Source organism: Lysobacter brunescens, assembly GCF_042677005.1.
Classification (GTDB): Bacteria; Pseudomonadota; Gammaproteobacteria; order Xanthomonadales; family Xanthomonadaceae; genus Lysobacter_I; species Lysobacter_I brunescens.
Map to the genome: position 1 here is coordinate 654737 of NZ_JBHTIF010000001.1, position 20803 is coordinate 675539.

A 20803-nucleotide genomic window follows, 5' to 3' on the forward strand; every position below is an offset into this window, starting at 1 on the left:
GACTGATTTCGGACTCAAGCGTTGGATTGTTCTTCCGCACGTGCGTACGCCATTTCGGAGACCTTGCGGCTTCGATCGGCGCACAGTGCGGGGAGGAGTTTTGTGCGAACTTCGTCCGGCATATCGTTCAGCAGACAGGCTGCGCGAAAACGCACCCGAGCATCCCCATGTGCCCCGAGTTCGGCCCACAGCGATGCGGTTTCGGGAAAGGATGGGCCGCACTTGCGAAGCCAGGAAGCGGCCTGTTCCCAGACACCGCTTTTACCCATCACGAAGGCATCGCGGATGGCATCCTGGAACGCAGCGGCCGCACCGATGCCATCGATGCGGTCATGTACGGCGTGGATGACGGCTGCGACAAGGGCCTTCTGATCGGAGTCGCGGACACGCGCGGTCGCATGCTTCGCCTCGTGCTCCCTGCCGAAGGTGAACATCCTCGATACCCCGATCGGCTCGCTCACGCCGCCGAGCTGCGCCGCGCCTTCTCCAGCTTCTTGCGCACCTGCTCGCGCTTGAGCTGCGACAGGTAGTCGACGAAGAGCTTGCCTTCGAGATGGTCCATCTCGTGCTGGATGCAGATCGCCAGCAGGCCGTCGGCCTCGATCCGGAACGGCTGGCCGTCGCGGCCGTACGCCTGGACCGTGATCCGGTTGGCCCGGGTCACGTCGGCGAAGATGCCGGGGACCGACAGGCAGCCCTCCTGGTAGACCTGGTGGCCGTCCTCTTCGACGATCTCGGGGTTGATGAAGACCAGGGGCTGGTCCTTCTCCTCGCTGATGTCGATGACCATGAACCGGCGGTGGTCGTCCACCTGGCTGGCGGCCAGACCGATGCCCGGCGCCTCGTACATGGTGTGAAACATGTCATCAATCCGCGCCTGGAAGTCGGCGTCGCCGATCCGCGAGGGGTCGACGGGCACCGCCTTGGTGCGCAGGCGGGGGTCCGGGAACTCGAGAATTGAGAGGAGCGTCATATTTGTGACCGCGAAGGCGCGACAGGGCCCTCGAACCGGGACATTGTACCCGGTCCCGACTTGCCAATAGCCGGGATTTGTGGGCTATAGTGCCTGCGTTGTGTTGGGGAAAATCCCAAGGGGAGCAAGTAGATGGGCATCATCCTTAAGCGCCTTTCTCATCGTCTGAAGGTGATCGGCGCCGCCGCATTGCTGACGGTCGGCACGTTCGCGATCGCCCAGGAGTTCCGTGGCGACCATCCCGACACCTACACGGTCAAGAAGGGCGACACCCTGTGGGACATCGCCGGGCGCTTCCTGAAGAAGCCGTGGCTGTGGCCGGAGGTCTGGCAGGCCAATCCGCAGATCGCGAATCCGCACCTGATCTACCCGGGCGACGTGATCAGCCTCGCCTACCTGGACCGCGTCGGCGTCAAGCCGGGCCCGCGGACCGAGGCCCCGATCAACGCCATCCCGCTGTCGGCGATCGAAGCCTACCTGCGCGATGTGCGCGTGGTCGACAGCTTCCGTGAGCTGCCCTACGTGGTCGCCATCGAGAACGACTTCAGCCGCGGCGTCACCGGCCATCAGGTCTACGTCCGCAACCTGAACGGCGCGCAGGTCGGCCAGCGCTACCTCGTGGTGCGTCCGACCGTCCGCCACGTGAAGGCCGACCGGCGCGAATGCTGCGACCTGCTGGGCCGCAACGACTACGACTTCCGTGGCCGCCGCGTGGCGCTGTTCGGTCTGCCGTGGAGCGAGACCGCCAGCCCCGAGGCCGACGGCGAAGTGCTCGGCCACGAGCTGATGCGCGTCAACGCCGGCTCGGTGACCAAGATCGACCAGGGCCGCCACCGCGTGACGACCCTCAAGCTGGACGACGGCAACGGCTTCGAAGTGCGCGCCGGCGACCGCATCATCCCGGTCGACGCCCGCCAGTACGACCTGCAGTTCTTCCCGCATGCGCCGAAGTCCGATCCCGACCCGCAGTACGGTCGCGTCCTGTCGGTGGCCTCGTCGCTGACCACCGGTGGCCCGTACGACGTGGTGGCGCTGGCGGTCGGTGCGCGCGACGGCGTCGACAACGGCACCGTGTTCTCGATCTGGCGCCAGGGCACGAACGAGTTCGACCGCGTCGAGATGGGTCGCTATCGCGGCCCCGAGAGCGTCGCCCCGCGCCACCGCGTGGAGCTGCCCGACGAGTATGCCGGCCACGTCATGGTGTTCCGCACCTTCGACCGCATGAGCTACGGTCTGGTCATGCAGAGCACCAAGCCGACCCGCGTCGGTTACCTGCTCAAGCATCCCGACGCGAAGTAAGTAGGATGAACTAAGTAGGATTTCTCCTACAGCGGAACACGACGGCGCCTGACGGCGCCGTCGTTGTTTGCGGGCCACGATGACGGCATGCACGCCATCGACTCCGACACCGACGCCCTCCTCCACCTCGTCCTCGCCGGCGGCGCTGCGGCCTCGCGCCGCGCCCTGCTGGAACGCTGCGGCAGCGCTCTGGCCGCCCGCGCCGCACCACGCGCGCTCTGGCGCGAGCTCGCGCTGGACACCGCGCAGATCCGCGCCCTCGAAGGCGCGACGGGCGCGATCCCGGCCGACGGCCTGACCCGCGCCCGCGACTGGCTGGCCACACCCGGCCATCGGCTCATCGGTTGGCTCGACCCGGACTACCCGCCGCTGCTGCGCCGGATCGCCAGTCCGCCGCTGGCCCTGTTCGTCGCCGGAAACGCCGACCTGCTCTGGCATCCGGCGGTCGCCGTGGTCGGCAGCCGCGGGCCGACGGCCGGGGGGCGCGACAACGCCCGGGCCTTCAGTCGCGCGCTGGTCGCCGCCGGCTTCGGCGTGACCAGCGGGCTGGCCGCCGGGGTCGACCGCGCCGCGCACGAGGCCGCCCTGGAGGCCGGCGGCATCACCGTCGCCGTCCTCGGCACGGGGCCGGACGTGCCCTACCCCGAGAGCCACGCCGGACTGCTGGCGCGCATGGCCGCCGAGGGCGCGGTGGTCAGCGAACATCCACCGGGCACAGGCGCGCGGCGCGAGCATTTCCCGAGCCGCAACCGGATCCTCGCCGGCCTGAGCCTCGGCACGCTGGTGATCGAGGCCGCGACCCGTTCCGGCGCGCTGATCACCGCCCGGCTGGCCGCCGAGGCCGGGCGCGAGGTGTTCGCGGTGCCCGGCTCAATCCACAACCCCATGGCGCGGGGCTGCCACCGGCTGATCCGCGACGGCGCGGCCCTCGTGGAAACCGCCGACGAGGTGATCTCGGCGCTCGGCGCCTGGGCCGGCGCCCTGCGCGGGGACCTGCAGCGCCGACTCGCCGCCGGTCGGAACGCACCCTCCGGAGGTCGCCCCGACCCGGCGCCGCCACCGGTCGAAATCGATCCCGCCCACCACAGATTGTGGCAATCGCTCGGCCACGACCCCACCACTATGGATCAGCTGGTCGAGCGCTCCGGATTGACGGCCGCAGCCCTGTCCTCCATGCTGCTCGTCATGGAATTGCAGGGGCGGGTGTCGGTCGAACATGGCCGCTACAGCCGCCGGACGGCACCCTTCCTTTCCGAAGCGCCCTCGGGCGCAAGTCAGGGGACATGAAAGAAAGCATTCTCGATGTGCTGCTCTATCTCTTCGAGCACTACATCGCCAACGACGCGGACCTGGTCCGGGACCGCGACTCCCTGCAGAACGGTCTGCTCGAAGCCGGCTTCAGCCCGGCCGAGATCCACAAGGCATTCGACTGGCTGGACGGTCTGGCCGAGCGTCGCCACGACGCCGCCGCACCGCGCGCCGGCGGTCCCACCCGCATCTTCTTCGGCCCGGAACTCGACAAGCTTGATGTCGACTGCCGCGGCTTCCTGATGTTCCTCGAACAGCAGGGCATCCTCGACGCCAACCAGCGCGAGCTGGTGCTCGACCGCGCCATGGCCCTGGACCAGGACGAACTCGACCTGGACGACCTCAAGTGGGTCGTGCTGATGGTGCTGTTCAACCAGCCGGGCTCGGAAGCGGCCTACGCCTGGATGGAAACGCAGATGTTCGAGGATGACGGCGAACTGGTGCATTGACCGGCGGCGCCATGCGCGCGCCGGGCGGCGTGAAAAAAAACGTCGCACGTTCTAAGCTGCCTGTGGGGGAGATCCGGGGAACGGCGGCAAGGCCGCCCGTTTGCAGACAGGAACAGGCATGACCGATTGGTATTACCACGCACCCGGCCAGGGTCGCGTCGGTCCATTGAGCGCGGACGAGATGCGCGCGCGCTTCCGCGATCGCCGCATCACGCGCGACATGCTGGCGTGGCACGACGGCCTGCGCGAATGGCAGCCGGTCGATCGCCTGATCGAGGAGCTGGGCCTGACCGGCATCGAGCAGGATCTCTCGCGACCACCGCCGGTGCCGCCGCGACCGGCCGCCGCCGTCGCCTCGCACGCCGCGCGTCCCAGCACGCCCATCGAACCGCCGCCGTCCAACCGCACCGGCTGCATCATCGCCGCGATCGCGGTCGGCATCGGCGGCCTGGTGATGCTGGCGATCCTCGCCGCGATCGCACTGCCCGCCTACCAGGACTACGTCAAGCGTGCGAAAGCCGCGCAGGGGCAGTCGCCGGGACAGACCATCGCAGAGCCGCAGGCGTCCGTCGAACGGACGTTCGACGCCGATCGCATGGCCGATACCGATGCGCTGGCGCGCGAACTGGTGACCCTGGCGATGCGCGACATGGCCGATGCCGGCGCCTGCCCCGATGTCTACGAATTCGAGCGCATCCAGGTCCGCCAGCCGCGCCTGCAGGGCAGCGAGGACGGCTGGTTCGCACTGGACCCGGCGCGTCCCGACAGCGGCCAGTGCGCCTACGACGTGGGTTACCTGGGTTTCGGTCCGCAGCTCGACGGCCGCCATGTCCGCTACGAGGTCTCGCGGGTCGGCGACGAGATCGTGATTCGCTGCAGCAACCGCAGCCTGCAGCCGCAGCATCTCCCGCCCGATTGCCGACCCTGAGGCCCGCATGAGCACACCCCCGCACTTCCCGCCCGGACCACCGCCGGCACCGTCCCATGCACCGCGACAGCCGCCACCGAAGAAGATGTCCGGCTGCGCCATCGCCGCGATCGTCGGCGTCGTGGTGGGTTTCTTCGGCATCGTCGTGATCGGCATCCTCGCCGCGATCGCGCTGCCGGCGTACCAGCAGTACGTGGTGCGTTCGCAGATCGCGTCGCTGCAGCCGAAGCTCGAACCGCTGCGGCAGGCCATCGACGAGTACCGCGCGGCGAACGATGCGTGTCCGGCGACCAATCTCGACGTCGGCGTCTCGCCCTCCCTGACCTATTACCTCGACACCAACGCCACGCGGGCCGCCGAGGTGCGCGTCTTCACCTCGCCGGAAGGACGCTGCGGCGTCCTGGTGAGCTTCCGCAACGTGACCAGCCTGCCGACCAGCGCCGTGCTCACGCTCGAATCCGACGGCGGCCGCTGGCGCTGCGGCGGCACCGTACCCGACACCTTCCTTCCCCCGCAGTGCAGGGCCGGCACCTCGCCGACGCCCTGATCGCATGTCCAAGAGAACGACACGATGACCGATTGGTACTACAGCGACGCGCAACGCCAGCAGCACGGACCGGTGGATGCCGGCGAACTCGCGGCGCTGCACAACAAGGGCCTGCTGACCGCCGACATGCTGGTCTGGCGCGAGGGCATGTCCGGATGGAAGCCGTGGAGCGAGATGATCCGCGAAGTCATCGCCGGCGGTGCGCCGGAAGATCCGCGCGCCGAAGCCATGGCGCGCGCTGCGGAAGCGGCGCCGAACGACGGTGCCTACCGACCCTACGCCATCGTCGAGCCATCGCCCTACGCACCGCCGCAGGCGCAGGTCGCCGCAGGCGGCGGCATCGTCACCGGCGGGCACGTCGTGTACGCCGGGTTCTGGAAACGCGTGGCCGCCAGCGTCATCGACAACTTCCTGCTCGGCATCGTCGGCGGGATCATCGGCGGCGTGCTCGGCGTCGCGATCGGCCTGGGCGCGGGCCTGGAAGACAGCCCGGTGCTGGACGTGATGGTCAACCTGTTCTCGATCGCACTGGGCGCCGTGTATTTCGGCTGGATGCATTCCTCCGAGCACCAGGCGTCGCTGGGCAAGATGGCGGTCGGCATCAAGGTGGTGCGCACCAGCGGCGAGCGGATCAGTTTCGCGCGCGGCATCGGCCGCCACTTCGCCACGATCCTCAGCGCGATCATCCTGTGCATCGGCTACCTGATGGCCGCCTTCACGGATCGCAAGCAGGCGCTGCACGACATGATCTGCGACACGCTGGTGGTCGACAAGCACGCCTTCACCGACCATCCCGAATGGCAGAGCGAGGAGCTGGGCACGGTCACGATCGTGATCCTGGTCCTGTTCGGACTGATGCTGCTCGGCCTGTTCGCGGTGATCATGATCGCCGGCGCGGCGCTGATGGGCGGCATGCGCTGATCACGCCGCAGACGACGCCGCAGCACATACAGACACGAACGACCGGGGACATGCGATGACCGAGTGGTACTACAGCGATGCGCAACGACAGCAGCAGGGACCGGTGGGGAGCGAGGAACTCGCGTCCCTGCACGGACGCGGCCTGCTCGCGCCGGACAGCCTGGTCTGGCGCGAAGGCCTGGCCGCCTGGGTGCCGTGGCGGGAGATCATGCACGAGGTGGTCTCCGGCGCTGCGCCCGCTGCGACGCGCACGGACGTGTCGGCCGCGGACATCGCACCCGCGAGCGACATGCCCGCCGCCGAACCATTCGCAGCCGCGTCGGGCTCGCCCTTCGGCGATCCGTCGCCGGCCGCACCGACGCCTGCGGCCGCGGACGACGCCTTCCGTCCCTACGCCATCGCCGAAGCCTCGCCCTACGCTCCGCCGCAGGCCAGCGTGTCCGGCGTCGATGCCGGCTATGTCGCCGGCGGCCACGTGGTCCACGCCGGCCTGTGGAAGCGCTTCGCGGCCAGCGTGATCGACAGCTTCGTCACCACCATCCTCACCTATGCCCTGCTGATCCCGCTGATGCTCGTCGGCTTCGGCTCGATGGGGGCGATGGGCGCCGGCGGCGACAACCCGTTCGCGGCGGGCGCCAGCGTGGCGATGATGCTGCTGGTGTACCCGATCATGTTCGCGATCCCCAGCGCCTATTTCGGCTGGATGCAGTCCTCGTCGCTGCAGGCCAGCCTGGGCAAGATGGCGATCGGGATCAAGGTCGTGCGCGGCGACGGCACCCGGGTGAGCTTCTGGCGCGCCTTCCTGCGCTCGCTGTTCTACGTGGTGTTCGGCACCGTCACCTGCGGCCTGGGCGTCCTGGTCTCCGGCCTGATGGCGGCACTGACCGAGCGCAAGCAGGCCCTGCACGACATGGTCTGCGACACCCTGGTGGTCGACAAGCATGCCTTCACCGACCATCCCGAATGGCAGAGCGAGGAGCTGGGTACGGTCACGATCGTGATCCTGGTCCTGTTCGCCCTGCTCTTCGTCGGCATGATCGCGGCCTACGCGATCATGGGCGCGGTGATGCTCGGCGGCATGGGCAACTGAGCCTCGTCAAGCGCATTCATGTAGCTGAACGCAACCGGGCAGCGGTCACGCGAAGGGACGCCTGCTTGACAGCGGCGCCCCGGACGTGACACCACTAAAAAAAGGAACTGACCGACGCCCGGGCCCAAACCCGGGCGTTGCCGTCTGATCGAATCCGCCGATCCGGCCCTGCCGGGACCGGCACCACCTCTGCCCCCGGCCCCCGTGGCCGGCCTTCCGGACCCCCCGCCCGAAATGGCCAAGAACCTTCTCATCGTCGAATCGCCCGCCAAGGCCAAGACGATCAACAAGTACCTCGGCAAGGACTTCCACGTCCTCGCCTCCTACGGTCACGTGCGTGACCTGGTGCCGAAGGAAGGCGCGGTCGATCCCGACCGCGGCTTCGCGATGCGCTACGAGCTGATCGAGAAGAACGAGAAGCACGTCGACGCGATCGCCAAGGCCGCCAAGGCCGCCGACCACCTCTATCTGGCGACCGACCCGGATCGCGAAGGGGAAGCGATCAGCTGGCACATCGCCGAGATCCTGAAGGAGCGCGGTCTGCTCAAGGACCGCACGCTCGAACGCGTGGTGTTCACCGAGATCACGCCGCGCGCGATCAAGGAAGCGATGAGCAAGCCGCGCAGCATCGCCAGCGACCTGGTCGATGCCCAGCAGGCACGCCGCGCGCTGGACTACCTGGTCGGCTTCAACCTCTCGCCGGTGCTGTGGCGCAAGGTGCAGCGCGGCCTGTCAGCCGGCCGCGTGCAGTCGCCGGCGCTGCGCATGATCGTCGAGCGCGAGGAGGAGATCGAAGCCTTCATCGCCCGCGAGTACTGGAGCATCGAGGCCGAGTGCGCGCATCCGACCCAGGCCTTCACCGCCAAGCTGACGAAGCTCGATGGCAAGAAGTTCGAACAGTTCACCGTCACCGACGGCGACACCGCCGAGGCCGCGCGCAAGCGAATTGTCTCTGCCGCCAGCGGCGTGCTGCAGGTCACCGACGTCGCCAGCAAGGAGCGCAAGCGCCGCCCGGCGCCGCCGTTCACCACCTCCACGCTGCAGCAGGAGGCCGCGCGCAAGCTCGGCTTCACCACCAAGCGCACCATGCAGGTCGCGCAGAAGCTGTACGAAGGCGTGACCCTCGGCGACGAAGGCACCGTCGGCCTGATCTCGTACATGCGTACCGACTCGGTCAGCCTGTCGGTCGATGCGCTGTCCGAACTGCGCGACGTGATCGCCCGCGACTACGGCACCAAGGCGCTGCCGGACAAGCCGAACTTCTACCAGACCAAGTCCAAGAACGCGCAGGAAGCGCACGAAGCGGTGCGCCCGACCTCGGCGCTGCGCACGCCGGCCAAGGTCGCGCGCTTCCTGAGCGACGACGAGCGCAAGCTCTACGAGCTGATCTGGAAGCGCACCGTCGCCTGCCAGATGGTGCCGGCCACGCTCAACACGGTCAGCGTCGACCTCGCCGCCGGCAACGAACACAGTTTCCGTGCGAGCGGTACGACGGTGGTCGATCCCGGCTTCCTCGCCGTGTACGAGGAAGGCAAGGACCAGAAGTCCGCCGAGGACGAGGACGAGGGCCGCAAGCTGCCGGCGATGAAGCCCGGCGACCGCGTGCCGCTGGACCGCGTGCATGCCGACCAGCATTTCACCCAGCCGCCGCCGCGCTTCACCGAAGCGGCGCTGGTCAAGGCCCTGGAGGAATACGGCATCGGCCGTCCGTCCACCTACGCCTCGATCATCCAGACCCTGCTGTTCCGCAAGTACGTCGAGATGGAAGGCCGCAGCTTCCGCCCCAGCGACGTGGGCCGCGCGGTCAGCAAGTTCCTGTCCGGCCACTTCACTCGCTACGTCGACTACGACTTCACCGCGAAGATGGAAGACGACCTCGACGCCGTATCGCGCGGCGAAGAGGACTGGATTCCGCTGATGGAGAAGTTCTGGGCGCCGTTCAAGGAACTGGTCGCCGAGAAGACCGAATCGGTGGACCGATCCGAAGCCTCCGGCGCGCGCGAGCTGGGCACCGATCCGAAGTCCGGCAAGCCGGTGAGCGTGCGCCTCGGCCGCTACGGGCCGTACGCGCAGATCGGCGACAAGGACACCGACGAGAAGCTGGACTTCGCCTCGCTGCGTCCCGGCCAGTCGATGCACACGATCACGCTGCAGGACGCGCTGGAGCTGTTCCGGCTGCCGCGCAAGCTCGGCGAGAACAACGGCGAGGAAGTCAGCGTCGGCATCGGCCGCTTCGGGCCCTTCGCAAAGCGCGGCAGCACCTACGCCTCGCTGAAGAAGGAGGACGACCCGTACACCATCGACCTGGCGCGCGCGGTGTTCCTGATCGAGGAGAAGGAAGAGATCGCGCGCAACCGGATCATCAAGGAATTCGAGGGCAGCGACATCCAGGTCCTCAATGGCCGCTTCGGTCCGTATCTCAGCGACGGCAAGCTCAACGGCAAGATCCCGAAGGACCGCGAGCCGGCCTCGCTGACGCTGGAGGAAGTGATCCAGCTGATGGAAGAGACCGGCAAGCCGGCGCGCAAGGGCTTCGGCAAGAAGGCCGTGGCGAAGAAGGCCGCCGAGCCCAAGCCGAAGGCCGCGAAGAAGGCGACGACCAAGGCTGTGGCGAAGGCACCGGGAGCGAAGACCCCGGCAAGCAAGGCCCCGGCGAAGAAGGCCGCGAAGAAAGCCGTGGCGAAAAAGGCGCCTGCGAAGAAGGCGGTCGCGAAGAAGGCCACCGCGAAGAAGCCCGGCGCGCTCTACGACCATCCGGAACCCGCCAGGCCGCTGCTGAAGCAGGCCACGGTCGTTCCGGGCGCGAAGCGCGTGGTGCGCAAGGCCAAGGACGAAGCGCCGTTCTGAGGATGGGCGTCATCGCCTGATCGGTCCCGCCCGCATCCGGGCGGGACATTCGCGACACATCGCGCCACGCAGCGCACCGATCGCGATATCGAAGACGCATTCCCGGCTGTCCCGCAGGACAGCCCCGGGACAGCGGCATGCGCCCTCGGCGCCCCGCCCGGGACAATTCCGGAAATCCGATAAGTCATTGAAATAAATGACGAATCGCAATGTGAAATAGCGCGAAACCGGTCACGTCGCCGCGCTTGCGGATCGCCGCACACTGGCCGCGCCCCTGACCGGCGCCGCGCAGTCCCCCACGGTGCGAGCCCGCCTCCGGCCACGTTCGATCGCGCCCGCCCCGCTGCGGATCCGCGATCCGCGCCGCACGTCGGACACGGGCCACAGGATCCCCGGGCCGCCGCGTCCCCCGGCGCGCGAACCCTCCCGTCGGCCCTGTGCCCCGCATCTGCCCGGCCGCGCATCCGCACGCGTGGCGCGGCCGGGCAGGTCCGCCCTCCCTCAAGACAGGACGTTTCGACCATGACCCCGTTCCGTACTCCCGCGCTGGCCCTGCTGGCCGCAGGCGCGGCCGTGCTCGGCCTGCGCGCCGCGCCCACGCTGGCCCACGGCACCATGACCACCCCGCAGAGCCGCGTCTACGCCTGCGCCCAGGGCAACATCGAGAACCCCAGCGACCCCGCCTGCCGCGCCGCCAGCGCGATCAGCGGCACCCAGACCTTCTACAACTGGATGGGCATCAACCAGGCCAACGCCAACGGCAACCACCGCGCCGTGGTCCCCGACGGCACGCTGTGCAGCGGCAACAACCCGACCTTCAGCGGCCTCGACCTGGCCCGCGGCGACTGGCAGGCCACGCCGATCGCGCCCGACGCCAACGGCCGTTTCCTGTTCAAGTTCCGCGGCACCGCGCCGCACGCCACCCGCGACTGGGTCTTCTACGTCACCCGCGACGGCTGGGACCCGAACCGCCCGCTGGCCTGGGGCGACCTGGAGGAGTTCTGCCGGCTCGGCAACACCCCGCTGTCGGCCGACGGCACCTACCACCTGAGCTGCCCGCTGCCGAAGAAGAGCGGCCGCCACGTCATCTACAACACCTGGCAGCGCTCGGACTCGACCGAAGCCTTCTACACCTGCATGGACGTCAAGTTCGACGGCACCACCCCGCCGCCGCCGACCTGGCGCGACGTCGGGCCGCTGAGCGCGCAGAACGACCTGCCGGTGGCCACCCTCGTCCGCCTGCGCGTGCTCAACGCCGACGGCAGCGAGGCCGAACGCGTGGAAACGGCCCTCGCGAGCGGCCAGACCGCCGCGGCCACCTGGCCCGGGGTGGTCGCCCGCAACGTCAACGCGCGCGCCCTGTACGGCCGCATCGGCGTCCTGAGCAACGGCAGCATCGCCCCGGTCGACGCCGCGGTGGGCAACCGCATCTACCTCACCGGCAGCGGGCGCACCCACGCGCTCGACATCCAGGTACCCGATGCGCCGCCGCCGACCTGGCGCGACGTCGGTGCGCTCACCGCGCAGAACGCGCTGCCGGTGGGCACCGTGGTCACCCTGCGCGTGTTCAACGCCAACGGCACCGATGCCGAGCGCATCGAGACCACCCTGGCCGACGGCCAGACCACGGTCACCGCCTGGCCGCTGCGGGTGGCCCAGAACGTGAACGCGCGCGCCTCCACGGCGCGGATCGGCGTCCTGGCGAACGGTGCGATCAGCCCGGTGGCCTCGGCGACCGCCAACCGCATCTTCCTCAACGCCACCGGCCTGACCCATCAGGTCGACATCCGCCTGCCCGACACGCCGCCGCCGGGCGACTACGACTACGTCTATCCCGACGGCATCGGCAGGTACATCCCGGGCCAGACCGTGGTGAAGGCCGCCGACGGCAAGCTCTATGCCTGCCGCCCGTTCCCGAACGGCCAGTGGTGCAACATCAACCATCCCGCCTACGCGCCCGGCACCGGCTGGGCCTGGGGCGATGCCTGGGTGCTGTTCCAGACCCGCTGACGCGACCGACGACTCCGGCAGCCTCGCGCGCGGGGCTGCCGCGCTTCAGTTCGCGGCCAGCCACGCCCTTCCCTGCACCCTCCCGGGCGCGCAAGATGCGCGCATGCCTGCCTCCGCGCCCTTCGCCCTGCTCATCCTGCTGCTGCCAGTGGCGGCCGGTGCGGCCCCGCAGGCCGTCGCTACCGACCCGGCCGGCGGCGTCACCATCTACCGCTGCACCGATGCCAAGGGGCGGCTGAGCCTCCGCGACTCGCCCTGCCTGGCCGGCGAACGCCAGGAAGTGCGCAGCATGCTCCGCCCGAAGGACGCGCCGCCGCGCCCGGTCGTGGCCATGCCGCCGCCGCGCGAGGACGCCAGCCTGCCCCCGCCGTCGCCACAGGTCGTCTTCCTGCAGCCGCCGCGCCCGCTGTACGAATGCATCACGCCCGACAACACGCGTTATCTGAGCGACAGCCCCGAAGGCAATCCGCGCCTGGTACCGATGTGGGTGACCGACGGCCCTGCGATCCAGGCCTACCGCGAATACCAGCCGCCGCAGCTGCAGGTGCGCGTGGACGATGGGCAGGTCTCCGGCGGCTACACCAGCGGCGGCTGGCGCGACCGCATCGTCACCGGCTGGGCCGGCCAGCACTGGATCCGCGACGCCTGCCATCCGCTGCCGCAGACCGAAGTCTGCGCACGCCTGCGCGACCGCCGCGACGAGATCCGCCGCCGCTTCGCCATCGCCCAGCCATCGGAGCGCGCCACGCTCGGCCGCGAGGAACGCAGCATCAACGCCCGACTCACCCAGGATTGTCCATGACCCGCGCCACCGGCTTCTCCACCCTCCTGCTGGCGACGACCGTCATCGTCGGCGCTTCCACGCTGCCGGGCGCGAACGCGCAGGACGAGATCCTGATCTACCGCTGCGTCGACGCCAGCGGCGGCGTGACCATCCAGAACGACGTGCCCTGCCCCGCCGGCACGCAGCAGACCGTGAAGAAGATCGGCGGCGTACAGACCATGCGCACGCCCGACGTGATCGTGCCGCCGCCGCCCAAGGCACCGCCGCCGCCCCCGCAGCCGCAGACCGAAACGCCGACAGTCGCCGTGCCACCGGCCCCGCCACCGCCGCCCGCACCACCGCCGCCGCTGTTCCAGTGCCGGACCTGGGACGATCGCGACTACCTCAGCGACACCGGCACGCCACCGGCCACCTGCGTGCCGGTGCAGTCGCGCGGCATCGACGGCAGCCTGGAACTGGCCGCCGGCGAGACCTGCGAGATGCGCCAGGACGCCTGCGCCGAGGTGCCGCAGGCACTGCTGTGCGTGAGCTGGAAGAAACGCGTGGACGAGGCCGACTTCCGCTGGAAGCTCGCTGGCGCGCGCGACGACGCGCGCAAGGCCGAACTCGAACGCGTGCGCGCCACCTACCTGGGCAGCACCTGCGTGAGGTGATGGCCCCGCAGTGATTCCTGCGGCGATGCGCACGAACTGATCGGCCCCGAATGCCCCGCGCTGTCCTGCGCAGGGCGCCCAGCGCGTTTGCAGGAGAAGCGCCGCCGCGCGCGACGAGGTCACGGACATGATCGAATTCGACAAGGGACCGCCGGTGCGCTTCGCCCGGCATTTCGCCGCCTGCCCCGACTACGGGCCGCTGAAGCAGCATTTCTGGTACGACTGGGGCCCGATCTTCCATCGAGGCCGGCTCGACGGCAGCGCGCGCGTGATCTGCCTCGCCTCCGATCCCGGCGCCACCGAACGCATCGCCGGTCGCACGCTCGTCGGCGATGCCGGCCAGCGCGTGCAGGGTTTCCTGTCGAAACTGGGACTCACCCGCTCATATCTCTGCCTCAACGCGTTCTCGTACGCGCTGATCCCGGCGCAGGCCGCGAAGGGCGATGACGTGCTGACGCTGCCCGACCAGTTGGCCTGGCGCAATCGCCTCTTCGACATGGCGCACAACGCGAAGACGCAAGCGATCATCGCCTTCGGCCGGCAGGCGCAGAAGGCCGTCGATCTGTGGCCCGGCAAGGGCGCGACGCCGGTGTTCGACATCCCGCATCCCAGCAGTCATGACGAAGCGGTGATGCTCGCCGCCTGGCGCGACGCCATCGTCGCCCTGCGCGCGATCGTCACGCCCGATGCCGATGGCGACGCCACGCTGCCGAACTACGGCGCGACCTTCCTCGAAAGCGACTACGCACCGATCCCGCGTCGCGACCTGCCGTTCGGCGCGCCGGATTTCCTCGGTGACGACCGTGCCGGCCGCGCCGCCACGCCGCCGCAGCGCACCAGCGTGCGCCGCCCGCAACCCGACGACCGCCACACCCTGATCTGGGTGGCGCCGCGCAAGGAGTGACCGCATGCCGCAAGCCCGCCTGTCCGCGCTGCACGGCCGCATCGTGACCATGGACCCCGACGACGCCGTGTTCGACGACGGCGTGATCTATGTGCGCGACCACACCATCGTCGCGGTCGCCGATGCCGACGAACCGCCGCCAGCCGGATTCGAGCAGGTGAAGGTCGAACGCACCGGTGCGACGCTGTATCCGGGCCTGATCGACCTGCACAACCATCTCAGCTACAACGTGCTGCGCCTGTGGCAGGTGCCCAGGCGCTATACCAACCGCGACGACTGGGCGCGGCATCCCGACTACCGCAAGCTGATCAGCGGACCGATGAACGTGCTCGGCCAGACGCCGGGTTATCCGGCTGCGATCGCGCGCTATGCCGAATGCAAATGCCTGCTCGGCGGCGTGACCACGTCACAGGGCATCGCGCTGTTCAGCAACAGCGGGATGAGCAGTTTCTATCGCGGATTCCTGCGCAATCCGGAGGTCTCCGACGGCCCCGGCTTCCCGGCCGCGCATGCGCGCATCGCCGACGTCGCCGCCGAGGACGGCGAGCGTTTCATGCGCCTGCTCAAGCAGAAGTCGGCGCTGCTGCTGCACCTGAGCGAAGGCACCGATGCGCGCGCGCACAAGCATTTCCAGGCACTGACCCTGCCCTCGGGCGAGATCGCGATCTCGCCGTCTCTGGTCGGCATCCACTGCGTCGCGCTCAAGCGCAAGGACTTCGACCTGATGGCCGGCAAGGGCGCATCGATGGTGTGGTCGCCGCTGAGCAACCTGCTGCTCTACGGCAAGACCGCGAACATCAAGGCCGCGAAGAAGGCCGGCGTGAACATCACCCTCGGCGCCGACTGGTCGCCCAGCGGCAGCAAGCACCTGCTCGGCGAACTCAAGGTGGCGCGCGCCGTCAGCCAGGCGCAGGGCGGCCTGTTCAGCGATCTCGAACTCGTCGCGATGGCCACGCGGAATGCCGCACGCGCGATCAAGTGGCACAACGTCGTCGGCTCGCTGGAGTCGGGCAAGCGCGCCGACCTCATCGCGATCAAGGGCACCGACAAGCCCGCGTACGCGCAGCTGCTCGACTGCCGCGAACGCGACATCGTGCTGGTGATGATCGACGGCGTGCGCCGCTACGGCCTGCCGAAGCTGATGCGCGGCGCGCGCCACGCCGAAACCTGGACCGTCGGCGGCAGTCGGCGCGTGTTCGATCTCGCGGGACCGGTCGAAGGCCCGCTGAAACCGCAGGGCCTGCGCGCATCGACGGACCTGCTGCGTCGCGGCCTGCGCGACCTGGTCGACCTCGCGAAGGAACTCGAAAAACCGCGGCGCGCCTCGCGCAGCGCGAAGCCCGAATGGTTCCTCGCGCTGGAAGAAGAAGAGCCGGTCGACAGCTGCATCCGGCCGCGCCTGTGCAACCACGGCACGTCGCCGAGGCGCTCGTCCGATCCACTGGAGATGGCGCGCGCCGCCGCCGTGCCGCTGTCGACCCTGCTCGGTCCGCTGGAACTGGACCCGATCAGCCTGTGCGACGACCGCGACTTCCTTGCCGCGATCGAACGACAGCGCAACCTGTCGAAGCCGATCCGCGCGGCGCTCGCGGCGGCGTTCGCCTGAGCGCCTGTTCGGACGCTGCGCATGCACCGCGTTGCGCCGCTGCGTCTCCGGGGCCGAGGCCCCGGGGACGTGGAGCATCAAGACATCATCACGGGATCAGGTTGGTCGGGCAGAGGAAATTGCCCGAACTCTGCGAGACGCTGCCATCGGCATTGCTCACGGTCACGGTGATCTGCAGGCGCTGGCCTTCGAAGCAGGTGCCATAGAACGAATTGCCGAAATCGCTGCCGCTGTCGCCGCTCCAGCTCACCGTGGCGGGCGTGGACGAGCTGTAGTCCACGTTGCACCAGTAGGTGCCGCTGCCGCTGTTGTTGTAGTCGGGGCAGACCAGCGAATTGATCACCGGCGGGCTGCCGCCACCGCTCGATCCGAGCACGGAATACAGCAGGCGATTGGGCGAGCCGCTGCCGGCGCTGGTCACCTTGTTCGGCGTGCTGGCGTTGATGATCGCGCTGGCCACCTGCGCCGGGGTGGCGGCGGTGTTGTTCTGCAGGTAGAGCGCCGCCACGCCGGCGACGTGCGGGCTGGCCATTGAGGTACCGCTCAGCGTCGCATTCGCAGAGGTGTTGGCGATGCCGGCCGAAACGATGTTCGAACCCGGCGCGAACAGGTCGAGGCAGGTGCCGATGTTGGAAAAGCTCGAACGCGCGTCGTTGCTCTGGGTGGAACCGACCGTGATCGCGTTGGCGACGCGCGCCGGGGAGAACGCACAGGCATCCGAGTTGTTGTTGCCGGCCGCGACCACGGCGACGACGCCCGCGTTGATCAGGTTGTTCACCGCGGCATCGACCGAGGTGTTGGCGCCGCCGCCCAGGCTCAGGTTGGCCACGGCGGGCTTCACGTGGTTGGCGCGCACCCAGTCGATGCCGGCGATGATGTCCGACCAGCTGCCCGAGTTGCCGCAGCCGAACACGCGGACCGAATGCAGGGTCGCGTTCTTGGCCACGCCCCAGGTGGTGCCGGCGACGGTACCGGCGACGTGCGTGCCATGGCCGTTGCAGTCGCTGGTGCCGCGGCCATCGTCTGCGATCGCGCGGAAGCCGTTGCCGATGCGGCCGGTGAACTGGGTATGCCCGGTCAGGATGCCGCTGTCGATGATGTACGCGTGCACGCCCGCACCGGTGGGGGTGTAGGTGTAGGTGGTGTTCAGCGGCAGGTTGCGCTGGTCGATGCGGTCCAGGCCCCAGGTCGCGTTCGACTGCGTGGCCGACAGTTCGACCAGGCCGTCTTCCTCGACGTAGGCCACGCGCGGATCGGCGAGCAGGCGGGCCAGCGCCTTGTCGTTGGCCTGCACGACGAAACCGCGCAGTGCGTTCTCGTAGGTGCGCGTCACGCGCACGCGATGGCGGCCGGCGAAGTCGCGGGCGACGGTGGACACGCGTGCAGCGACGCCGCGCTCATGGTTCAGGCGCGCGGCGCCTTCCTTGAGCACGACGATGTAGCGGCCTTCGATCGGCCGCTGCGCAGTGCGCAGCTCACCAGCGAACGCCGGCAGCGCGGAGGCACAGAGGAGGGTCGCGGCGACGGCCGCGGTGAGACGATGGATCTGATGCATGCGGACTCTTTCCTTGTGGTCTTGGCATACCTTGGGAATACGGCCGGCGCCCGGCAGGCAGGCGGGCCGCGTGTGCACCCTCGCGATGGCGCGCCACAGGCCCAGCGCACGTCCTGCAACCGGCTTGCGGATCCTTCGCAACGGCATCCCAAGCCTATCGGCCGCCTCGCAGCGCGATCAACCGCATGCGGGACACAAACGCTTGCATCGTTTGTCGCATGGCGCCCGGAAGGACGGGACAGCAATCGCCATCACACGAAAATCGCGATCCTTCGCGCATTTCCGGAGGAGGCATGCGTGCGGCAACCGGCACGGGGACGCCGCCGGTTGCCGCATCGCAGGCAGGCAAGCGCCGAGCGCTCGCCGAAGTCGTCAGTGATGCCCGTTGCCCACCGCGCCGCCCTGGCCGTCGGGCAGCAGCACGCGCACGTTCTGCATCATCCCCTGGTCCTCGTGGTCGAGGATGTGGCAATGCAGCACGTACTCGCCGATGTAGCGCTGGTAGCGCGTGCGGACGTACAGCGTGTAGCCGCCCTTCACGAACAGGGTGTCCTTCCAGATGCCCTTCGTGCCGTCGTAGTCCGGATCGCCGCTGCCGGGCACGCTGACATCGACGCCCTTCGGGTCCAGGATCCGCGACACCTGGAACGGATTGACGTGGATGTGGAAGGGGTGGCTGCCGGCCAGCGAGGTCAGCTTCCATTCCTCGACATTGCCCAGCACCAGATCGCGCGCCTGGGCCGGATCGTAGGCCTCGCCGTTGACCATGAACTTGCCGCCGGCGATGTTGAACTCGACGCTCTGCCCGCCGCCCGGCGTGAGCTCGCCGTCGGCGATCGTCGGATGCGGCAGGAACGCCTGCAGCTGCAGGCCGTCGTTGAGATCGGCGATCACGCGCGCCTTCACGTCGTCCGGCATCCAGCGCTCGGCGGACGCGACCAGTCGTGACTGCAGCCAGTCCTGCGGCTCGCCCTTGACCGGCTCGCCTGCGCCGACCGCCACCGTGCCCAGCAGGCGACGGCTTTCGGGCTCGCCGGACACCGAACTGGCCGCGGGCAGGTTGCCGTCGATCACGCAGTACTCGCCGGCTTCGGGAAACACCATCAGCAGGTCGCTGCGATAGCCCGGCTGCAGCAGCGTCGCGGTGCGCTGGATCGCCTTCGCATGGGTCAGGCCATCGCTGGCGATCTCGAACTGGGTCAGCGGCTCGCCCGTGCAGTTCTGCGCGATCCACTTCGCGTGGCTCTTGAGCGTGCGCAGCGACAGCGGGTTGGCGCTGGGGCGCATGCGCACGAACTGCAGGTTGACCGAATCGCGGATGCCGGCGTGGATGTTGCGCCAGCGCTCGACGCGCCCGGCCACCGCGCCGGTGAAGCGCGGCATGATCTGGCCGTTGATGCTGGTGTAGCGCCCGGACGGCCCCCACGTGCCGAAGCCGAGCTGGTCGTAGTTCTCGATCGTGCCGATGTCGTTCTCGCCGCAGGCCCACGTGCCATCGGGATTCTTCCTGATCGGCGACGTCGGGGCGTCGGGATTCTCGCGGCAGGCATACGCCACCTGCTGCAGCAGCACGATGCGCTCGCGATACGCGCTGCCGTCGTCGTTGCGCAGCAGGGTGTCGATATCGCCGGTCGCCACCGGCGTGGGCGGGCGCTCGCCGCGGATGATCAGCGCGCCGGCCATGCCGCTGGACACCTGCAGCGCGGTCGAGCCGTGCAGATGCGGGTGATACCAGAACGTGCCCGCCGGATGCGTCGCCGGGATGTTGTATTCGTACTCGAACGCGACCTTCGGCCGGATCGTGATCAGCACGTTGTCGCTGTTGCCGGAAGGACTGACCCACAAACCGTGCGAATGCAGGTTGGTCGAGTTGAAGCAGTGCGGCGTGTTGATGTTCGACGGCTTGCAGTCCGGCTCGGGCTTGAGCTGGTTGTCGAGCGACACGCGCACGGTGTCGCCCGGGCGGGTGACGATCGTCGGTGCGACGAATGGCGTGAAGGCATTCGACGGCGCGCCCTCGGCCACGTAGCTGCGCAGGCGCACCTTGTCGTAGCGCTGCGTCGCCGGATTGAAGATGAAACCGTTCGTGAGGCGGATGACGAGTCGCGGGTTGGCATCGACCTCCCCCGGCTGGGCAGCCAGCTGCAGCCGACCGGCCGACGCGCGCGTCGCCGCGCGCTGCATGGGAACCAGGACCGGATCGCTGACGACGCGATCCTTCACGGACGGCGCCTCCTGCGCCTGCACCGGCGCGACGCCCAGCATGGCGACGGCCAGGCCCAGCGCGCGCAGGCGCATGGCCCGGCTCCCGGGTACGACGACGAACGACGTGCGATGACGCATGGCGGCTCTCCCTGTCTCTCGATGATCCCCGCACGGTCGGGCCGATGGTCGCGGCGTTCCGTGCCCCCGGAGCCGATGGCTCCGTGCCGGCAGTGTGGGCCGATCCGTTCAGATAGGCAAAGCGCAGGGGGAATTGAGACTGGAGTGATGCCGGATGCGTCTCCCATGACGGACCGCCGCAAACGCCTTGCAGGTCTCACAGTACCTCGACAAGATTCGGGGCAACAATCTCCCACGCAGCCATCCACCGTGACCATCCCCAATCGAGGCAGCCGAATCATCCGGGTCGATGGCACCGAATATCGCTGGCGCATCCGCCGTAAGCCGACCTATTCGCAAATCGTCTTTCAGGGCACGCTGACGATCGCCGTTGAGTGCACGGAGCCTGGCTCGTCGTGCGTCCTGCTGATCGACGCAGGCACGACAAGACCCGATGCCTGCATCGATCCTTCCGACATGTCGATCACACCCGGAATGATCGCCGAATGGATCAGCCAGGCACTGCAATCCGGCTGGATTCCGACCCAAACTGGGCCGGCATTCAAACTCGAACGAGCCGATCCGCAGTGACTCAGGATTTGCTTGC

At 68.9% G+C, this 20803-nt stretch carries 17 protein-coding genes and 1 pseudogene; 14 read left to right on the forward strand and 4 right to left on the reverse strand.

Going from position 1 to position 20803, the window contains the following annotated elements; translation table 11 throughout:
- Window positions 1–14: 14 nt before the first annotated feature.
- Both ACFQ0E_RS02750 and def read right to left on the reverse strand, forming a co-directional pair.
- Complete coding sequence (locus ACFQ0E_RS02750; RefSeq protein ID WP_386822166.1) at window positions 15–434, reverse strand: hypothetical protein; 420 nt, start codon at window positions 432–434, stop codon at window positions 15–17.
- Between the two features lie 23 nt (window positions 435–457).
- Window positions 458–973 carry a peptide deformylase gene (def, locus tag ACFQ0E_RS02755; RefSeq protein ID WP_137852132.1) on the reverse strand — a complete coding sequence of 172 codons (516 nt, stop codon included), beginning with the start codon at window positions 971–973 and terminating at the stop codon, window positions 458–460.
- A gap of 132 nt (window positions 974–1105) precedes the next feature.
- Between def and ACFQ0E_RS02760 the strand changes: the two genes are divergently transcribed.
- The 13 genes and pseudogenes from ACFQ0E_RS02760 to ACFQ0E_RS02820 all read left to right on the forward strand — a co-directional run bounded on the left by ACFQ0E_RS02760 (window position 1106) and on the right by ACFQ0E_RS02820 (window position 16319).
- Window positions 1106–2272, forward strand: coding sequence for a LysM peptidoglycan-binding domain-containing protein (locus ACFQ0E_RS02760; protein WP_386822167.1), 1167 nt, complete (start codon window positions 1106–1108; stop codon window positions 2270–2272).
- A gap of 87 nt (window positions 2273–2359) precedes the next feature.
- The gene (gene dprA, locus ACFQ0E_RS02765) at window positions 2360–3559 is read left to right on the forward strand and encodes a DNA-processing protein DprA (protein ID WP_386822168.1); all 1200 of its coding nucleotides are present in this window, start codon (window positions 2360–2362) and stop codon (window positions 3557–3559) included.
- The gene (locus tag ACFQ0E_RS02770; RefSeq protein WP_386822169.1) at window positions 3556–4029 is read left to right on the forward strand and encodes a DUF494 family protein; all 474 of its coding nucleotides are present in this window, start codon (window positions 3556–3558) and stop codon (window positions 4027–4029) included. Before dprA ends, ACFQ0E_RS02770 begins: the two co-directional genes overlap by 4 nt.
- A gap of 118 nt (window positions 4030–4147) precedes the next feature.
- Entirely contained in the window at window positions 4148–4957 is an 810-nt protein-coding gene (locus ACFQ0E_RS02775) for a DUF4339 domain-containing protein (RefSeq protein ID WP_386822170.1), read from the forward strand.
- A 7-nt stretch (window positions 4958–4964) separates the two neighbouring features.
- Entirely contained in the window at window positions 4965–5504 is a 540-nt protein-coding gene (locus tag ACFQ0E_RS02780; protein ID WP_386822171.1) for a type IV pilin protein, read from the forward strand.
- 24 nt (window positions 5505–5528) lie between these two features.
- Window positions 5529–6425 carry an RDD family protein gene (locus ACFQ0E_RS02785; protein ID WP_386822172.1) on the forward strand — a complete coding sequence of 299 codons (897 nt, stop codon included), beginning with the start codon at window positions 5529–5531 and terminating at the stop codon, window positions 6423–6425.
- Window positions 6426–6480: 55 nt separating this feature from the next.
- Complete coding sequence (locus tag ACFQ0E_RS02790) at window positions 6481–7515, forward strand: RDD family protein (protein ID WP_386822173.1); 1035 nt, start codon at window positions 6481–6483, stop codon at window positions 7513–7515.
- Between the two features lie 234 nt (window positions 7516–7749).
- Window positions 7750–10245: pseudogene (locus ACFQ0E_RS02795) on the forward strand (DNA topoisomerase I); the annotation flags it as partial.
- Window positions 10246–10884: 639 nt separating this feature from the next.
- Window positions 10885–12372 carry a lytic polysaccharide monooxygenase gene (locus ACFQ0E_RS02800; protein ID WP_386822174.1) on the forward strand — a complete coding sequence of 496 codons (1488 nt, stop codon included), beginning with the start codon at window positions 10885–10887 and terminating at the stop codon, window positions 12370–12372.
- 103 nt (window positions 12373–12475) lie between these two features.
- Entirely contained in the window at window positions 12476–13174 is a 699-nt protein-coding gene (locus ACFQ0E_RS02805; protein ID WP_386822175.1) for a DUF4124 domain-containing protein, read from the forward strand.
- Window positions 13171–13809: a hypothetical protein gene (locus ACFQ0E_RS02810; RefSeq protein WP_386822176.1), complete on the forward strand. Its 639-nt coding sequence runs from the start codon at window positions 13171–13173 to the stop codon at window positions 13807–13809. The genes ACFQ0E_RS02805 and ACFQ0E_RS02810 overlap by 4 nt, the downstream gene beginning before the upstream one ends.
- Window positions 13810–13936: 127 nt before the next feature.
- The gene (locus ACFQ0E_RS02815) at window positions 13937–14713 is read left to right on the forward strand and encodes a uracil-DNA glycosylase family protein (protein ID WP_386822177.1); all 777 of its coding nucleotides are present in this window, start codon (window positions 13937–13939) and stop codon (window positions 14711–14713) included.
- A 4-nt stretch (window positions 14714–14717) separates the two neighbouring features.
- Window positions 14718–16319, forward strand: a complete 1602-nt coding sequence (locus ACFQ0E_RS02820) for an amidohydrolase family protein (RefSeq protein ID WP_386822178.1) — start codon at window positions 14718–14720, stop codon at window positions 16317–16319.
- Between the two features lie 88 nt (window positions 16320–16407).
- Here ACFQ0E_RS02820 and ACFQ0E_RS02825 read toward each other — a convergent pair whose 3' ends face one another.
- Both ACFQ0E_RS02825 and ACFQ0E_RS02830 read right to left on the reverse strand, forming a co-directional pair.
- Window positions 16408–17874 carry a S8 family peptidase gene (locus ACFQ0E_RS02825; RefSeq protein WP_386822179.1) on the reverse strand — a complete coding sequence of 489 codons (1467 nt, stop codon included), beginning with the start codon at window positions 17872–17874 and terminating at the stop codon, window positions 16408–16410.
- Between the two features lie 372 nt (window positions 17875–18246).
- Window positions 18247–20217 (reverse strand): multicopper oxidase family protein, encoded by a 1971-nt coding sequence (locus ACFQ0E_RS02830; RefSeq protein ID WP_386822180.1) that lies wholly within the window; start codon window positions 20215–20217, stop codon window positions 18247–18249.
- Window positions 20218–20466: 249 nt separating this feature from the next.
- Between ACFQ0E_RS02830 and ACFQ0E_RS02835 the strand changes: the two genes are divergently transcribed.
- Entirely contained in the window at window positions 20467–20787 is a 321-nt protein-coding gene (locus ACFQ0E_RS02835; RefSeq protein ID WP_386822181.1) for a hypothetical protein, read from the forward strand.
- Window positions 20788–20803: the final 16 nt, after the last annotated feature.